The 14446-nt window shown below is 70.8% G+C and carries 12 protein-coding genes; 9 read left to right on the forward strand and 3 right to left on the reverse strand.

Features of this window, described 5'->3' with window-relative positions:
- Positions 1 to 331: 331 nt before the first annotated feature.
- Genes dapA through MXA07_RS06455 form a run of 6 tightly spaced genes read left to right on the forward strand, consistent with a single transcriptional unit; the run spans position 332 to position 6520 of the window.
- Positions 332 to 1258, forward strand: a complete 927-nt coding sequence (gene dapA / locus MXA07_RS06430) for a 4-hydroxy-tetrahydrodipicolinate synthase (protein WP_247731221.1) — start codon at positions 332 to 334, stop codon at positions 1256 to 1258.
- Positions 1255 to 2064 (forward strand): 4-hydroxy-tetrahydrodipicolinate reductase, encoded by an 810-nt coding sequence (dapB, locus tag MXA07_RS06435; protein WP_247731222.1) that lies wholly within the window; start codon positions 1255 to 1257, stop codon positions 2062 to 2064. The genes dapA and dapB overlap by 4 nt, the downstream gene beginning before the upstream one ends.
- Positions 2061 to 2900 (forward strand): 2,3,4,5-tetrahydropyridine-2,6-dicarboxylate N-succinyltransferase, encoded by an 840-nt coding sequence (locus MXA07_RS06440; RefSeq protein WP_247731223.1) that lies wholly within the window; start codon positions 2061 to 2063, stop codon positions 2898 to 2900. The genes dapB and MXA07_RS06440 overlap by 4 nt, the downstream gene beginning before the upstream one ends.
- A complete protein-coding gene (gene lysA, locus MXA07_RS06445) occupies positions 2897 to 4291 on the forward strand; it encodes a diaminopimelate decarboxylase (RefSeq protein WP_247731224.1) in 1395 nt (464 codons plus the stop codon). The genes MXA07_RS06440 and lysA overlap by 4 nt, the downstream gene beginning before the upstream one ends.
- Positions 4288 to 5325: a diaminopimelate epimerase gene (locus tag MXA07_RS06450; RefSeq protein WP_247731225.1), complete on the forward strand. Its 1038-nt coding sequence runs from the start codon at positions 4288 to 4290 to the stop codon at positions 5323 to 5325. Before lysA ends, MXA07_RS06450 begins: the two co-directional genes overlap by 4 nt.
- Before the next feature lies 1 nt (position 5326).
- A complete protein-coding gene (locus MXA07_RS06455; RefSeq protein ID WP_247731226.1) occupies positions 5327 to 6520 on the forward strand; it encodes a M20/M25/M40 family metallo-hydrolase in 1194 nt (397 codons plus the stop codon).
- A gap of 24 nt (positions 6521 to 6544) precedes the next feature.
- Here the strand turns inward: MXA07_RS06455 and MXA07_RS06460 are convergent, their stop codons facing one another.
- Both MXA07_RS06460 and MXA07_RS06465 read right to left on the reverse strand, forming a co-directional pair.
- Positions 6545 to 7501 carry a hypothetical protein gene (locus tag MXA07_RS06460; protein ID WP_247731227.1) on the reverse strand — a complete coding sequence of 319 codons (957 nt, stop codon included), beginning with the start codon at positions 7499 to 7501 and terminating at the stop codon, positions 6545 to 6547.
- A 197-nt stretch (positions 7502 to 7698) separates the two neighbouring features.
- Complete coding sequence (locus MXA07_RS06465; protein ID WP_247731228.1) at positions 7699 to 9012, reverse strand: bifunctional metallophosphatase/5'-nucleotidase; 1314 nt, start codon at positions 9010 to 9012, stop codon at positions 7699 to 7701.
- Between the two features lie 139 nt (positions 9013 to 9151).
- Between MXA07_RS06465 and MXA07_RS06470 the strand changes: the two genes are divergently transcribed.
- Both MXA07_RS06470 and MXA07_RS06475 read left to right on the forward strand, forming a co-directional pair.
- A complete protein-coding gene (locus MXA07_RS06470; RefSeq protein ID WP_247731229.1) occupies positions 9152 to 10462 on the forward strand; it encodes a M28 family peptidase in 1311 nt (436 codons plus the stop codon).
- A 149-nt stretch (positions 10463 to 10611) separates the two neighbouring features.
- Complete coding sequence (locus MXA07_RS06475) at positions 10612 to 11079, forward strand: hypothetical protein (RefSeq protein ID WP_247731230.1); 468 nt, start codon at positions 10612 to 10614, stop codon at positions 11077 to 11079.
- Between the two features lie 44 nt (positions 11080 to 11123).
- On the opposite strand, the gene purB is transcribed toward MXA07_RS06475, so the two are convergent.
- Complete coding sequence (gene purB, locus MXA07_RS06480) at positions 11124 to 12512, reverse strand: adenylosuccinate lyase (RefSeq protein ID WP_247731231.1); 1389 nt, start codon at positions 12510 to 12512, stop codon at positions 11124 to 11126.
- A 166-nt stretch (positions 12513 to 12678) separates the two neighbouring features.
- Between purB and purH the strand changes: the two genes are divergently transcribed.
- Positions 12679 to 14316: a bifunctional phosphoribosylaminoimidazolecarboxamide formyltransferase/IMP cyclohydrolase gene (gene purH, locus MXA07_RS06485; protein WP_247731232.1), complete on the forward strand. Its 1638-nt coding sequence runs from the start codon at positions 12679 to 12681 to the stop codon at positions 14314 to 14316.
- Positions 14317 to 14446: the final 130 nt, after the last annotated feature.

A 14446-nucleotide genomic window follows, 5' to 3' on the forward strand; every position in this document is an offset into this window, starting at 1 on the left:
TTCTGGCGAATATTGCGTCTCGATGCGCAACGGCTAAGTGGCCGGAACGAATCCTCTCCGTCAATGACGACCCTCGCTCGCGAGCGAACCGAGGCGCACGCGAGCGGCGCCGATGGCGGCCGATCGGCGGGTATGCGCACTTCTTTTACAGCGATCAAAAAACGCCGGTGATCGCGCTCGGAGCGGGACTGGCGATCCCGTTCCGGGTGCATCCGGATTCGGCGCACAGACAGCATCCACCGACGTGGATGCACCGTACCCGACCCGGCGGGGTCGGCCCCGTTGACGGACCACCGTCCGTTCCCGCCGCGACTCACCACACCCAGACCAGATGACACACGACGACCCCTTCACCGGCGTCTACCCGGCGATGTGTACGCCGTTCGACGCCGACGACCGCATCGACTTCGAAACGCTGCGCGCCGACGCCCGACGGCTCGAGGCCGCCGGCGTGGCCGGACTCGTCCCCGTGGGATCGACGGGCGAGTCCGCGACGCTCTCGCACGACGAACACGTCCGCGTCGTCGAGGCCGTCGTCGACGCCGTCGACGAGGTGCCCGTGATCGCGGGCAGCGGCTCGAACAACACCCGCGAGGCGCTTGAACTCTCCGAGCGCGCCGCCGACGCCGGCGCGGACGCGCTCCTCCTGATCTCGCCGTACTACAACAAGCCCGAACAGCGCGGCCTGCGCGAGCACTACCTGACGATCGCCGACGCCGTCGACCTGCCCCAGATCGTCTACAACGTCCCCTCGCGAACGGGGCGGACGATCGACCCCGATACCGTCGTCGACCTGGCCGCCCACCCGAACGTCCGGGGCTACAAGGCCGCGGAGGGCGACCTGAACGCGATCGGCGAGATCGCCGAGCGAACCCGCGACGAGACGTTTTCCGTTCTCTCGGGCGACGACGGACTCACCCTCCCGATCTGCTCGGTTGGCGGGACGGGTGCGATCAGCGTCGCCGCGAACGTCGAACCGGACCGCACCGTCGCGATGGTCGAGGCGGCGCGCTCGGGCGACTACGCCCGCGCTCGCGCGCTCCACCACGAACTCGGCCCGCTCGTTCGCGAACTGTTCGTGGAGACGAACCCGATCCCGGTCACGGAGGCGCTCGCGATCCGCGAGGGGTATCCGCCCCACCTCCGATCGCCGCTGACCCGGCTCGCACCCGAACACAGGGATGACCTCGAAGCGGTCCTCGATTCCTACGCCCCGTTCGACGGGGATGCGGCCACCGCGCCGGTGGGCGAGCGATGACGGACGCGAGCGACCTCCGGCTGGGCGTCACCGGCGCGACCGGCCGGATGGGTCGCGAGGTTCTCGAAGCGGTCGACGACCGCGAGGGCTGCGACGCCGTCTTCGCGGTGAACCGGTCGCCCGAGGCAGACGAGATCGGCGGCGTGCCGATCGAGCCGGCGAGCGAGTTCGACGCGCTCGTCGCCGAGCGCGAACCGCACGCGGTCGTCGACTTCACCGGCCCCGACGCCGCGCTCGCGTACGCCGAGGCCTGCGCCGCCGCCGGCGTCGCGTTCGTCACGGGGACGACCGGAATCGACGGCGGGGACCGCGAGCGACTCCGAGAGGCGAGCGAGTCGATCCCGGTCCTGCACGCGTCGAACTTCTCCCGCGGCGTCGCCGTCCTCGACCGCCTCGTCGCGGCGGCGACGCGCAGCCTCCCCGAGTTCGACATCGAACTCGTCGAAACTCATCACCGGGGCAAGCGCGACGCCCCGAGCGGGACGGCGAACGCCCTCCTCCGGACGGTCGAATCGGCCCGCGAGGAGGCAGCTGAAGGCGGTGCGGATTCCGATCCCCCCGGCCGCGTCCACGGGCGCGAGGGCGAAGCGCCCCGCCAGCCGGGCGAGATCGGCGTTCACGCGGTCCGGGCGGGCGCGATCGCCGGCGAACACGAACTCCTGCTGGCCGGCGACCACGAGGAACTCCGCATCGCCCACCGGGCGGGCGACCGCGGCGTCTTCGCCGCCGGCGCGCTCGAGGCGGCCGACTGGCTCGCCGGCCGCGACCCCGGCTGGTACGACTTCGCCGAGGTGATCGATGGATGAGTCCGTCGCTCGAGTCGGCGATCGACGACCTCTGGGAACGTCACGAGGCCGGCGACGTGTCCGCGGCGACGGCGACCGAGGACGACCTCGCGACGCTTTCGGACTTCCTCGACGCGCTCGAAGCGGGCGAGGCGCGGGCCGCCGAGCGCCGCGGCGGCGACTGGGAGGCGAACGAGTGGGTCAAGCGCGGAATGCTGCTCACGTTCGGCCTGCGCGAGACGGCCGCCCGCGAGTACGGCGACGTCACGTACAACGACGTCCTCCCGCTCGCCGACACCGCTTCGTACGGCGAGCGCGGCACCCGGAACACGCCGGACGGCACCGTCGTCCGACGGGGCGCCCACGTCGGCGAGGACTGCATCCTGATGAGCCCCTCCTTCGTCAACGTCGGCGCCCGCGTCGGCGACGGCACCCTCGTCGACTCCTGCGACACGGTCGGCTCCTGCGCCCAGATCGGCGCGAACGTCAAGCTCGGCGCCAACACGCTGATCGGCGGCGTCCTCGAACCCGTCGAGGAGGCGCCGGTCGTGATCGAGGACGGCGTCTCCCTGGGGGCCGGCTGTCGCGTGACCTCCGGATTCGTCGTCGGCGCCGGCTCGGTCGTCGGCGAGAACACGCTCCTGACGCCGCGCATCCCCGTCTACGACCTCGTCGACGAGGAGGTGTACTACGGCAACCTGCCGCCGGAGCGCCGGGCGTTCACCCGGTTCGTCGAGTCCTCGATCGGCGAGCACGACCTCTTCGAGGGCGGCGCGTACAAGCCGGCAGTCGTCGCGACGACGCTCGAGGATCGCACGCTCGAGGCGACGGAACGCGAGGAGGTGCTCCGGTCGTGACCGGACGATCCGACGAGTCCGGTGAGCCGACGGCCACCGCGACCGACCGAGGCGAGTCGGTCCGGCGACTCGACGACTGGGACGGCGCGTTCCTGCGCTCGCTCGCGGCGGAGTACGAGACGCCGCTGTACGTCCTCGACCTGGACCGCGTGCGGGCGAACTACCGGCGCCTCGCCTCGGCGTTCCCCGACGCCGACATCTGCTACGCGGCGAAGGCAAACGCGCTCGGCGACGTTCTCGAGACGCTGCTGGCCGAGGGTGCGACGATCGAGTGCGCCTCGGCGGGCGAGGTGCAGCGCGCGCTCGCCGCCGGCGCGTCCGGCGATCGGATCCACTACACGGCGGTCAACCCGCCGGAGCGCGACCTCGAGTACGTCCTCGACGTCTGGGCCGACGAGCCGCACCTGACGATCACCGCCGGCGCCCGCGATACGGTCGAGCGCCTCGCCGACGCCGGCTACGACGGCCGACTCGCCCTGCGGGTCAACCCGGGCGTGGGCGCGGGCCACCACGACGCCGTCCGGACGGGCGGCGACGCCACGTTCGGGATCCCCGCGGATCGACTCGTCGGCGTGGCCGAATTCGCCGTCGAATCGGGCCTCGACCTCGTCGGCCTGCACGCCCACGTTGGCTCCGGGGTGCTCGACGACGAGCAGGTCGCGGCCCACCGCGAGTTCGTCGGCCGGGTCGCCGCGCTCGCCGAAGACATCCTGTCCGCGGTCGGCCCTGTCGACTTCGTCGACGTCGGCGGCGGCTTCGGGGTACCGTACCGCGAGTCGGAATCGCCGCTCGACCTCGACGCCGTGGCCGGGGCGACCCGGGACGCGCTAGTCGGCGTCGACGCCGACCTCGTCGTCGAACCCGGTCGCTACCTCGTCGCCGACGCCGGCCTCCTGCTGACCCGGGCGAACACCGTCAAGGAGACGCCCGGGACGCGGGTCGTCGGCGTCGACGCGGGCATGACGTCGCTGCTTCGCCCGGCGCTGTACGACGCCTATCACGACATCCGTCCGGTCGCGCCCGGTGCGGCCGATCGCGACCGGGTCGCACAGACCATCACCGGGCCGATCTGCGAAAGCGCGGACGTCTTCTGTACGGATCGTCCCCTCCCGCGGATCGACCGCGAGGAACCCCTCGCGGTCGGGAACGCCGGCGCCTACGGCTACGAGATGGCGAGCACGTACAACTCCCGGCCCCGGCCCGCGTCGGTCGTCGTCGACGCCGGATCGGTCAGCCTCGCCCGGCGTCGGGAATCGATCGACGACCTGACTCGGCTGGAACGCAACCGAGCCGATGCCGGGACGGAACGAGCACCAGGTGCGGCGGAGCGAGCCGCTGACGGGACGTCGCCGGCGACCGACGGCGGTTCGTCCACGGAGGTGGACGAATGAGTTCGATCGCGGCCGACGACGCGACCGTTCCGGTCGCGAAGTACCACGGTACCGGCAACGACTTCGTCGTGGTCGACGCCGCCGAGTCGATCCCCGACCGCCGCGCCTTCGCCCGACGTGTCTGTGACCGGTCCGACGGGCTCGGCGCCGACGGCGTACTCTTCCTCGCGCTCGAACCCGACTACCGGCCGCCGCGGGTCGTGATGACGCTCGTCCAGCCCGACGGCTCGACCGCGCCGATGTGCGGTAACGGCGCGCGGTGTGCCGCCGCGTGGGCGATGACGCGAACCGGCGCCGACGCGGTGATGGTCGACACGCAGTCCGGTTCCCGCCGCGCGGAACGGGTCGCGCTCGCCGACGGGGAAGATCTGACCGTCGACGGGCCGGCGGACGGACCGCTGGAGGCGGTGGCCGACGGCGAGCCACCGAACGCGACGACGGCGGACGGGCCGCCGGACGCGATCTCCGTCGAGATGGGCGAGCCGGCGTTCGAACCGGCCGCGGTGCCGGTTCGAGCCGACGGTCCGGTCGTCGAACGCCCGCTCTCCGAGCTGGGCCTCGACGGTGCCGAGGCGGCGGTCGATCCGGAGGGTACCTCCGAACTCCCCGCTTCCCACCCCGTCACGCTCGTCAACACGGGCGTACCCCACGCCATCGTCTTCGTCGACGACGTCGCGTCGGTCGACCTGACGACGCTCGGGCCGGCGATCCGCCACGCCGACGCGTTCCCGCGGGGGACCAACGTGACGATCGCCAGTCTCGATGTCGGTCGCGCCACCGACGACCACCCCGTCTTCGCCCAGCGAACGTACGAACGCGGCGTCGAGGGCGAGACCGACGCCTGCGGCACCGGCGCGGTCGCAATCGCCGCGGCCGCCGCCGAAACGGGCCGTACCGAGACGGGCGTCCCCGTTTCCGTCCACCCGCCGGGCGGCGACCTGCGGGTCGCGTTCGACGATTTGGGTCGGGCCGTCCTCGCCGGCCCGGTCGTCCGCGAGTTCACCACCGACCTGTCGGTCCTCGGGGCGCAATAGGATGTCCGAGGTCCCGGCCGCCGCCGACGCGTTCGATCCGGTCGACTTCCTCGAACGCGCGGTCTCGATTCCCTCCGACGAGTCGGTCGACACCGTCCGCGATCTCGTCCGATCGACACTCGAAACCAACGGTGTCGACGTCACCGTCGACGACGCCGGCAACCTCCTGGCCGGTCGTGGGCCGAACGGTGCCTCGCCCCAGGCCGGGGACACCGCCGGTCCGCACCTCGTTCTCAACACGCACATGGACACGGTCGCTCCGCATTTCGACCCCGAGTGGAGCGACGACGGCGAGCGGCTGTCCGGCCGGGGCGCCTGCGACGCCAAGGGCCCGCTCGCCGCGATGCTCGCCGCGTTTCTCGCGGCCGACGCGGGAAGGGGTCGACTCTCGCTCGCGCTGACGCCGGACGAGGAGGTCTACTCGACCGGCGCGCACGCCCTCGTGACGGGGAACGGGCTCTCCACGGACGACGCGGCGGGAAACGGTGCGTCCCCGATCCGGACCGCCGACGCCGTGATCGTCGGCGAGCCGACCGGCCTCGACGTCTGCACGGCGGCGCCCGGGCGGTTCGAGGGGACGATCGAACTCGCCGGCGAACGCGCCCACGCGGCGGAACCGGAGACGGGAGCGAACGCCGTCGACGCCCTGGCCGAGGTTCTCACCGCTATCCGGACGTTCGACGAGCGATCCGACGTCCCCGACGTGTCCTCCCAGCTCGGCGACCCGACGTTGACGCCGACCGTCGTCGCGGGCGGCGAGACCACGAATCAGGTGCCCGCCGAGGCCCGCCTGACCGTCGATCGCCGGCCGGCGCCGCCCGAGACGCCCGCGTCGTTCGAAGCGGCGTTACTCGAGCACCTGCGGGACGCCGTCTCCCCTTCGATCGCCATCTCGTTTTCCTTCACGGAGCGCCCGACGCCGTTCTTCGAGTCGTGGGCGACCGATCCGTCCGAGTCGATTGTCGGGATCCTCGCCGACGCCAGCGGCGGAGCGGTTCGTCCGTTCGGCGCGGCCACCGAGGCGTCGTACTTCGCGCCCCGCGCGCCGACGGTCGTCTTCGGACCGGGTCGGCTCGCCGACGACGAGGGCCCGATCGCCCACGCCGATCGCGAGTACGTCCGCGTCGACGCCGTTCGATCGGCCGCGGACGCGTTGACGCGGACCGCAGAGTCGGTGCTTCTCGCGGACGCGTAGCGAATTCGGGACGACGGAACGGGACTACAGGAGCTCGTCAGTCGGTCGCGTCAGTTCGATTTCACCGACATCGCCGTCGAGACGGGTGGTCACGCTCGCCGGATCGGCGCCGGAGTCGGTGACGTAGCCCTCGAGGCGGGCCTCGGTGGCGGCCTCGGCGCCCGAAAAGACGAGCGTCGTCGTGATCGTCGTCTCCTCGGCGCCCACGTCGAAGGATTCGCCCGCGGCGACGACCTCGTCTACCGCCGTCGGTGCCAGCACCGGTTTGACCGAGCCAGTCGCGTGTTCGGCGAAAACGACGTCGCCTGCCGGCTGAGCTGTCGCCAGCCGCTGGAACCGATCGCGCTCCTCGACGAGGCGTGAATCATCGCCGACGCTGGCGGCGAGACTCCGCTCGAGCCGCTCGACCGAGCTGTCGGGACCCCTCGCGGCGACGAACGTTTCCGAGCCGAGTCCCCACGCGGAGCGTCCGTCGGTGTAACACTCGAATTCGCGTACGGAGGTGTCGCGCTCGTATCCCTCCGCTTCCAGATCGGCAGCCGCCGCGTCGGGGTCGAGGGTGCCGTGCAGTACCAGCGTGGCGCCGGCGGCGTCGGTCGGCGGCCGATTCAACCCGAACGAGGCGCTCGCGACGAAGTCGATGTCCTCGGCCGGTGGGAACGCAATCGGTTGATCGGAAATTCGCTTGCCTGGCCCCAACTCCAGCGGGGTGTCGTCGACCGCCGAGAGCGACGCCGGTGCCATCCCGATGACGGTGACCGGATTCGCTTCGGACCCCGCCGCCGTCGGAATCCAGCGGCCGAAATCCCCGAGACCGTACTGTCCGGCTTCCGACCTGTCGGCATCGTTCGGTCCCGAACCGCCGTTCGACTCGCCGCCACCGTCGTTTTGCTCGTTCTCCCCGTCGAAGACACCCAGGCAGCCCGCGACGCTCGCGACGGCCGCAGTCGTTCCCCGCGCGAGTAGCGATCGCCGATCCATAGTTCAGAATATATTTTATTTATATTATATTTTCCGGCCTTCCGAACGAACTCCGGCGGTCCGCTTCGAGCCGCGGGCGGCGGTTGGAGGTGGCCCTCGGGTGGTAGTCTGCGTCGAACTACGGGCGGGAGTCACTGGCGACCCATGGGTCATGGTCCGATCAGGGATAGACCCAGGATGACCCACGCGTGGCGGTCTCAATCGACCGCGTCGGCCGGTCCGTCGACCGCGTCCGATGCCGCACGGTTCGAGACGGCTGCGAGGACGTGTTCGTACTGCGGGCCCCGCGATTCGACCAGCGTCGCTGCATCGAGTTCGGGCACAGCGTCGACGGCGGTGTGGTAACTCATACAGCCGACGCGGTACGCATCGTCCGGATCGATCGGCTCGCCGTCGACGCGGGGCTCACCGGCGCCCGCGACCGCGAGGCCCGCGGTGATCAGCTCTCCGTGGGTGGCGTCCAGCGGCGACGCACAGCGGTCGGCGAGATCGAGCAGCCGCTCCCCCGAGAGCCGGTGGACGTGGAGGTCCGAGCCGAACGGCACGATGCCGATCACGTCGCCGCGGGTGACGCGCCGGGGGAGGCCGTCGCGAACCGACGCGGCCGCGACGAGACCGACGTCGGCGTCGCCGCGGGTGCTGAAGGCGTCGGCGACGAGTTCGGCCGCTTCGGAATGCTCCAGCGGGGCCGGGAGCGTTCCGAGTGTCTCGGTTAGCCCGCGGTCGGCGGCCAGATCGCGGTACGTCTCCTCGACGGCGTCGACGCGCGGGCCGTCGTCGATCGTGCGGGTCCGCGCGACGGGGTCGTCGGCGAGTTCGACGACCTGGTAGACGCCGGCCTGCCCGCCTTCGGTTCGGGTCACCAGGGTGCCGTCGACCCGGTCGCGAACCGCGTCGTGGTCGTGCCCGCCGAGGATCGCGTCGACGTCGGTCGCCGTCGCGATGCGCCGGTCGATCGGCCCGGCGTGAGACAGGACGACGAGTCGGTCGACGCCCCGATCGCGGAGTCGCTCGGCCTCGGTGCGGACCGCCTCGACGGGGTCGGTGAACGCAACCTCGAGGTCGAGTCCGCTCAGCGCGTCCGTCTCGGGGTGGGCGATCCCGATCAGCCCGATGCGATCGCCGGCGCAGGTGCGGATCGTGCTCGGTCGGACGCCGTCCCACCGGCTCGCGTCCGGCCCCTCCCCTGCGTCGTCGGGGACGTTGGCCACGAGGTGGGTTCCCGGCGTCGTGGTCGCCCACTCGACGGCGCCGTCGACGCCGAGGTCGAACTCGTGGTTGCCGAGCGTGTCAGCGTCGGGCTCGATCCGCTCGTAGAACTGGCGGGCGACGGCCCGGCCGGCCTCGCTCTCGAAGGCCAGCGCGCCGAGGGCGGTCGTGTCGCCGGAGCCGACGACGAGCGTCCGCCCGTCGCGGGCGGCCTCGATCGCGCCCGCGAGGCGGGCGAGTCGCCGGGGGTCGTCGTAGATAGTTTCGAGGTCCGCAAGGTGACAGAGTCGCGGGTTCGTCATCGTCGTCGGAATCGCACGAGGGACGTGAAAAATCTGGCGTCCGGAGCGCTCGGGTGCCCTGCGCCGGTCCCTACCGTTGCTTGCGGCCGGCGCTACCGCGACCAGAACGTTTAGGCGCCCGCCCGCGACACCCACTCCCATGACCGAGTGGATCGCGGAGACGTACACGAGCGACGCCGGCTGGTCCCTCCTGGAGGACCTGGTCGACGTGGGCGATCGGATGGCGGGAAGCGAGGGTGAGCGCGAGGGCGCCGAGCTGACGCGGGACGCACTCGAGGCCGTCGGGGCGCGAAACGCCCGCCTCGAGGCGTTCGACATTCAGGGCTGGACCCGCGGCTCGAGCTCGATCGAGGCCGGCGGCCTCGAGCAGGACTGCATCGCCCTCCCGCGGAGCCCGCCGGGTTCGGTCACCGCCGAACTCGTCGACGTCGGGTACGGCCGCCCGTCGGACTTCGCGGACGCCGACCTCGACGGCAAGGTGGCGATGGCGCGCAGCGACGTGCCCGACTCGTTCGACCGCTACATCCACCGCCGGGAGAAGTACTACCACGCCGTCGAGGCGGGCGCCGCGGCGTTCCTGTATCGGAATCACGTCGAGGGCTGCCTCCCGCCGACCGGCAGCGTGGGGACGCCGGAGGACCCGATCGGCGATATTCCGGCCCTCGGGGTCAGTTCGGAGGTCGGCGCCAGGCTCGCGCGGCGATTCGACGGAACCGAGGTGACGGTCGCCGTCGAGGCCGACGTCCACGACGCGACGAGCCGGAACGTCCGCGCCGAACTCGGTCCCGACACCGACGAGCGCGTCCTCGTGACGAGTCACGTCGACGCCCACGACATCGCCGAGGGAGCGGGCGACAACGCCGCGGGGACGGCGATGGTCGTCGAGATCGCGGACGCCCTGGCGACGCGCGAAGACGAACTCGATACGCGGGTCGAGTTCGTCGCCTTCGGGGCCGAGGAGATCGGCCTCGTCGGCTCGTCAGTCGACGCCGAGCGCCGCGATCACGAGTCGGTGAAGGCGATCCTCAACAACGACGGCGTCACCCGGGGACGCGATCTCGTCGTCTATCCCAACGGCTTCGACGAGCTCGCCGACCTGGCCGAGGAGGTGAGCGATCGCTTTTCTCACCCGGCCTCGATCGATCCCGAACCCCAGCCCCACAGCGACCACTGGCCGTACGTCCAGCGGGGCGTGCCGGGCTACATGATGATGAGCGAAACCGGCGACAGCGGCCGCGGCTGGGGCCACACCTTCGCCGACACGTTCGACAAACTCGACCGGCGAAACCACCGCGAACAGGCGATCGTCCTCGCGGAATTGGCGGTGGAACTCGCCGACGAGGGCTTCTCGGTCGCCCACCGCGATTCCGAGGCCATCGCCGCCGACCTCGAGGACGCCGACCTCGCCGAGGGGATGAAGATCATCGGCGACTGGCCCTACGACGGTTGAACCGCCCGGCCTGCCGGGTGGTATCGTGGGGTATTGCCGTCGTTCGTCGCGTCGATCGGGACCGTCTCACCGTCGACCGCGACGCCGCGGCCCTATTCGTCGGGTCGAACACCCTAACAACTTTACTGGTTTGGACCCGAACGGCGGGTATGGATCCAATGGACCCCGTGCCCTGGGAGGACGTCATCGCCGTCCGCGGCGTTCCCGGCGAGGAGTTGCAGCCCTTCATCCAGCGCGACGTCCCGGACCTCGACGGCCTGGCCCCGGCCGACGCCGTCAAAACGGTCTACGACGACTGGACGGAGACGCTGGGCGAGGAACGAACGCTCGACGATCAGGGTGCGGCCTACCTGATCGCGTACCTCCTCGAACACCGGGGCGTGATCGACCTCGCGGCCGCCGACGCGTTCGGCGGTTCGCTGCTCGAGCGAAAACCGGACGACGAACGCCTCCGCGAACTGTTCCACGACGAGGAACGGACCCTCTGGTGGATCGCCGTCGACTGCGGCGTCCACTACGCGCTCGTCTCGCGCTGGCTATACGAGGCCGACATCCCGCTGCTCGAGCGGAACCTCGGCGAGGAAACCCGGGCGAAACTGGCCGCGCGAGCGGAGTAGCACGGGGATTGGCCCGACGTACTCACCGAACCGCCCCCACTCGATCACTCCTCGAGTTCGTCCACGAGGTTCGACGCGACGCCGGTGTAGCCGGCCGGCGTCAGCGCCAACAGCTCCGCTCTGACGTCGTCGTCGACGTCGAGGTCGGCGAAGAGGTCGCGGAAGTCCTCGATGGTGACGCGCTCGCCGCGGGTGAGATCTTTGACCCGCTCGTAGGCGTCGTCGCGGCCCTCGCGCCGGAGGATCGTCTGGACGGCCTCGCCGATCACCTCGGGGGTGTTCGCGAGTTCCTCGTCCATCACCCGTTCGTTCGGCGCGACCTTCGCCAGGCCGTCCTGCACCTTCGTGTAGCCGATCAGGCAGTGGGCGAACGCGGCCCCGATGTTTCGCTTGACGGTCGAATCCGAGAGATCGCGCTGGAGCCGGGAGGTGGTGACGTACTCGCCGAGGAACTGCAGGTCGGCGTTGGCCTTCGAGAGGTTGCCCTCCGAGTTCTCGAAGTCGATCGGGTTCACCTTGTGGGGCATCGTCGAGGAGCCCGTCTCGCCGGCGGCGGCCTCCTGGCCCAGGTAGCGGTCGGAGACGTAGAGCCAATCGTCGAGATCGAGGTCGAGCAGGATCCGATTCGCGCCGCGGAGCGCGTCGAACAGCGCGGCGAGGTCGTCGCACGGGTTGACCTGCGTCGTCAGGGGCTCGAAGTCGAGGCCGAGATCGGTGACGAACGCCTCGGCGACGGCCGGCCAGTCCACGTCGGGGTAGGCGGCGTGGTGGGCGGCGTAGGTGCCCGACGCGCCGCCGAGCTTCCCGCGGAGGCGATCGGTCGCGTCGGCGATGCGGTCGGTGGCGGTGTCGAGCCGGCTCGCGTAGACGGCCATCTCCTTGCCGAAGGTCGTCGGCGTCGCGGGCTGGCCGTGGGTGCGAGCGAGCATCGGCCGGTCGCGGTGTTCGCGGGCCTGCTCGGCCAGCGCCTCGCGGACGTCCTCGAGGGCGGGCAACAGGACGTCGCGGACCGCGTCGCGGACATTCAGCCGGTGGGCGAGGTTGTTGACGTCCTCGCTCGTCAGCCCGAAGTGGATCCACGGGACCGCCTCGTGTCCGTCGGGAAGCCGGAGTCTGAGGAAGTACTCGACGGCCTTGACGTCGTGGTTGGTCGCCTCGAACGGGCCGTGACCCGTCGTCTCGATTCGCTTGATCACCGCCGCGTCGTCGGCGTCGAAGTCCTCGTAGGCCGCCCGGAGGTCGGCCCGCGTCTCCGCGTCGAGTTCCAGCGGCGTGGCGTCGAGATCGGCGAGCGCGAGGAGATACTCGACCTCGACCTGGACGCGGGCCCGCATGAGGCCGGCCTCGCTCGCGTAGGGCCGGAGCGGTTCGGTCCGCCCGGCGTAGCGCCCGTCGAGCGGCGAGACGGCGTACAGCGAATCCACGGTTGGCATACCCGCGACTCGCCCGCGAACCCGAAAAAGCGTATCGTTTGGACGATTTCGTGGTCTCGGACGGGCGGGATTCGGGGCCGACCGTCGGCAGGCGGTGGGTGGTGACTCGTCGCAGACCACCCGCCGAATCAGAACCCCTTTGATCCGCGTGGCCGGTGTATCGCGTATGACGCGCATCGCCGGGATGGCGGGCAATCGGGGGCGAAACCTGTTGAACATCGCGGACAGACGGCCCGGCGGGGCAGAACTCGCGGTCGTGCTCACGAACAGCCCGGACGCGCCGGTACTCGACGCGGCGGCCGAGCGCGGGATTCCGACCGAGGTCGTCCCGCTCGAGGCGGAGATGGACCGTCGCGAACACGAGGAGGCGGTCCTCGACGCGCTCTCCGAGTACGACGTCGACCTGGTGTGTCTCGACGGGTACATGCGCATCCTCTCGGAGACCTTCCTCGACGCGATGCCGACGACGCTGAACGTCCACCCGTCGCTGCTGCCGGCGTTTCCCGGGATGGACGCCTGGGGCGACGCGCTCGACGCGGGCGTCTCCGTGACGGGCTGTACCGTCCACGTGGTCACCGACGCGACGGACGCCGACGGCGACGTGATCGAGGACGAAGTCGACGCCGGCCCGATCGTCACCCAGGAGCCGGTCCCGGTCTACGAGGGCGACGACGAAGCGACGCTGAAAGACCGCGTCCTCCACGAGGGCGAGTTCCGGGCGTACCCGCGCGCCGTCGAGTGGTTCGCCCGGGGAGCGGTGGACGTCGATCTTGATGCGGGTGAGGTGGCGGTCAGCGAGGACGTTGCGAGCGTCGCTGGGGCCGATCACGGCGGCCTTCCCACGCGCCGCCTCGTCTCGGACGACCGGCTCGACACCCTCCGGTACGGCGAGAACCCCCACCAGGACGCCGCGGTCTACGTCGACCGCACCTGCGACGAGGCCAGCGTCGTCCACGCGGCTCAGCTCAATGAGGGAGCGAAGGCGCTGTCGTACAACAATTACAACGACGCCGACGGCGCGCTAAACCTGATCAAGGAGTTCGACGAACCCGCCGCGGCGGTCATCAAGCACACCAATCCCGCCGGCTGCGCCACGGCCGACACCCTCGCCGAGGCCTACGAGAAGGCCCTGGCGACGGATCCCCAGAGCGCCTTCGGCGGCATCGTCGCGCTCAACCGCGAGTGCGACGCCGAGACGGCCGCCCGGATCGTCGACTCCTTCAAGGAGATCGTCGTCGCGCCCGGCTACACCGACGACGCGCTCGACGTCCTCTTCGAGAAGGACAACCTGCGGGTGCTGGACGTCGGGGAACTCGGCGGGCGAACGGAACGATTCACGGAGAAGCCGCTCGTCGGCGGCCGCCTCGTCCAGGAGCGCGATCTCCAGTCGATCGCCGTCGACGACCTCGAGATCGTCACCGAGCGCGAGCCGACCGACGACCAGCTCGAGACGATGGTCTTCGCCTGGCGGACGCTCAAGCACGTCAAGTCCAACGGGATCCTCTTCGCCGAGGGCACCGAGACCGTCGGCATCGGCATGGGACAGGTCTCCCGCGTCGACGCCGTCCGTCTGGCCGCCATGAAGGCCGACGAACACGCCGATGGGAAGGACGCCGCGGGCGCCGTGATGGCCTCGGACGCCTTCTTCCCCTTCCCGGACGGGATCGAACACGCGGCGAAGGCGGGCATCGAAGCCGTGATCCAACCCGGCGGCTCGGTCAACGACGAGGACGTCATCGAGGCCGCCGACGAGCACGGCATGGCGATGGCGTTTACCGGGCAGCGGTCTTTCAGACACGACTAGCGCGGTTCGGAGCGCCGAAGGCGCGAGAACCGAGAAAATGCGAGCGGGGAACGGAGTGACCCGCGAGCAGCGAGGAACCGAGCGAAGCGAGAATCTCGGAGAGGCGAGCGGCGAAGCCGCGACCAGCGAG

The organism is Halovivax limisalsi, assembly GCF_023093535.1.
Classification (GTDB): domain Archaea; phylum Halobacteriota; class Halobacteria; order Halobacteriales; family Natrialbaceae; genus Halovivax; species Halovivax limisalsi.

Bases quoted from the DNA above. Each gene is read 5' to 3' on its own strand.
- dapA (WP_247731221.1), top strand. From the start codon at position 332: ATGACACACGACGACCCCTTCACCGGCGTCTACCCGGCGATGTGTACG.
- dapB (WP_247731222.1), top strand. From the start codon at position 1,255: ATGACGGACGCGAGCGACCTCCGGCTGGGCGTCACCGGCGCGACCGGC.
- MXA07_RS06440 (WP_247731223.1), top strand. From the start codon at position 2,061: ATGAGTCCGTCGCTCGAGTCGGCGATCGACGACCTCTGGGAACGTCAC.
- MXA07_RS06450 (WP_247731225.1), top strand. From the start codon at position 4,288: ATGAGTTCGATCGCGGCCGACGACGCGACCGTTCCGGTCGCGAAGTAC.
- MXA07_RS06455 (WP_247731226.1), top strand. From the start codon at position 5,327: ATGTCCGAGGTCCCGGCCGCCGCCGACGCGTTCGATCCGGTCGACTTC.
- MXA07_RS06460 (WP_247731227.1), bottom strand. From the start codon at position 7,501: ATGGATCGGCGATCGCTACTCGCGCGGGGAACGACTGCGGCCGTCGCG.
- MXA07_RS06465 (WP_247731228.1), bottom strand. From the start codon at position 9,012: ATGACGAACCCGCGACTCTGTCACCTTGCGGACCTCGAAACTATCTAC.
- MXA07_RS06470 (WP_247731229.1), top strand. From the start codon at position 9,152: ATGACCGAGTGGATCGCGGAGACGTACACGAGCGACGCCGGCTGGTCC.
- MXA07_RS06475 (WP_247731230.1), top strand. From the start codon at position 10,612: ATGGATCCAATGGACCCCGTGCCCTGGGAGGACGTCATCGCCGTCCGC.
- purB (WP_247731231.1), bottom strand. From the start codon at position 12,512: ATGCCAACCGTGGATTCGCTGTACGCCGTCTCGCCGCTCGACGGGCGC.
- purH (WP_247731232.1), top strand. From the start codon at position 12,679: ATGACGCGCATCGCCGGGATGGCGGGCAATCGGGGGCGAAACCTGTTG.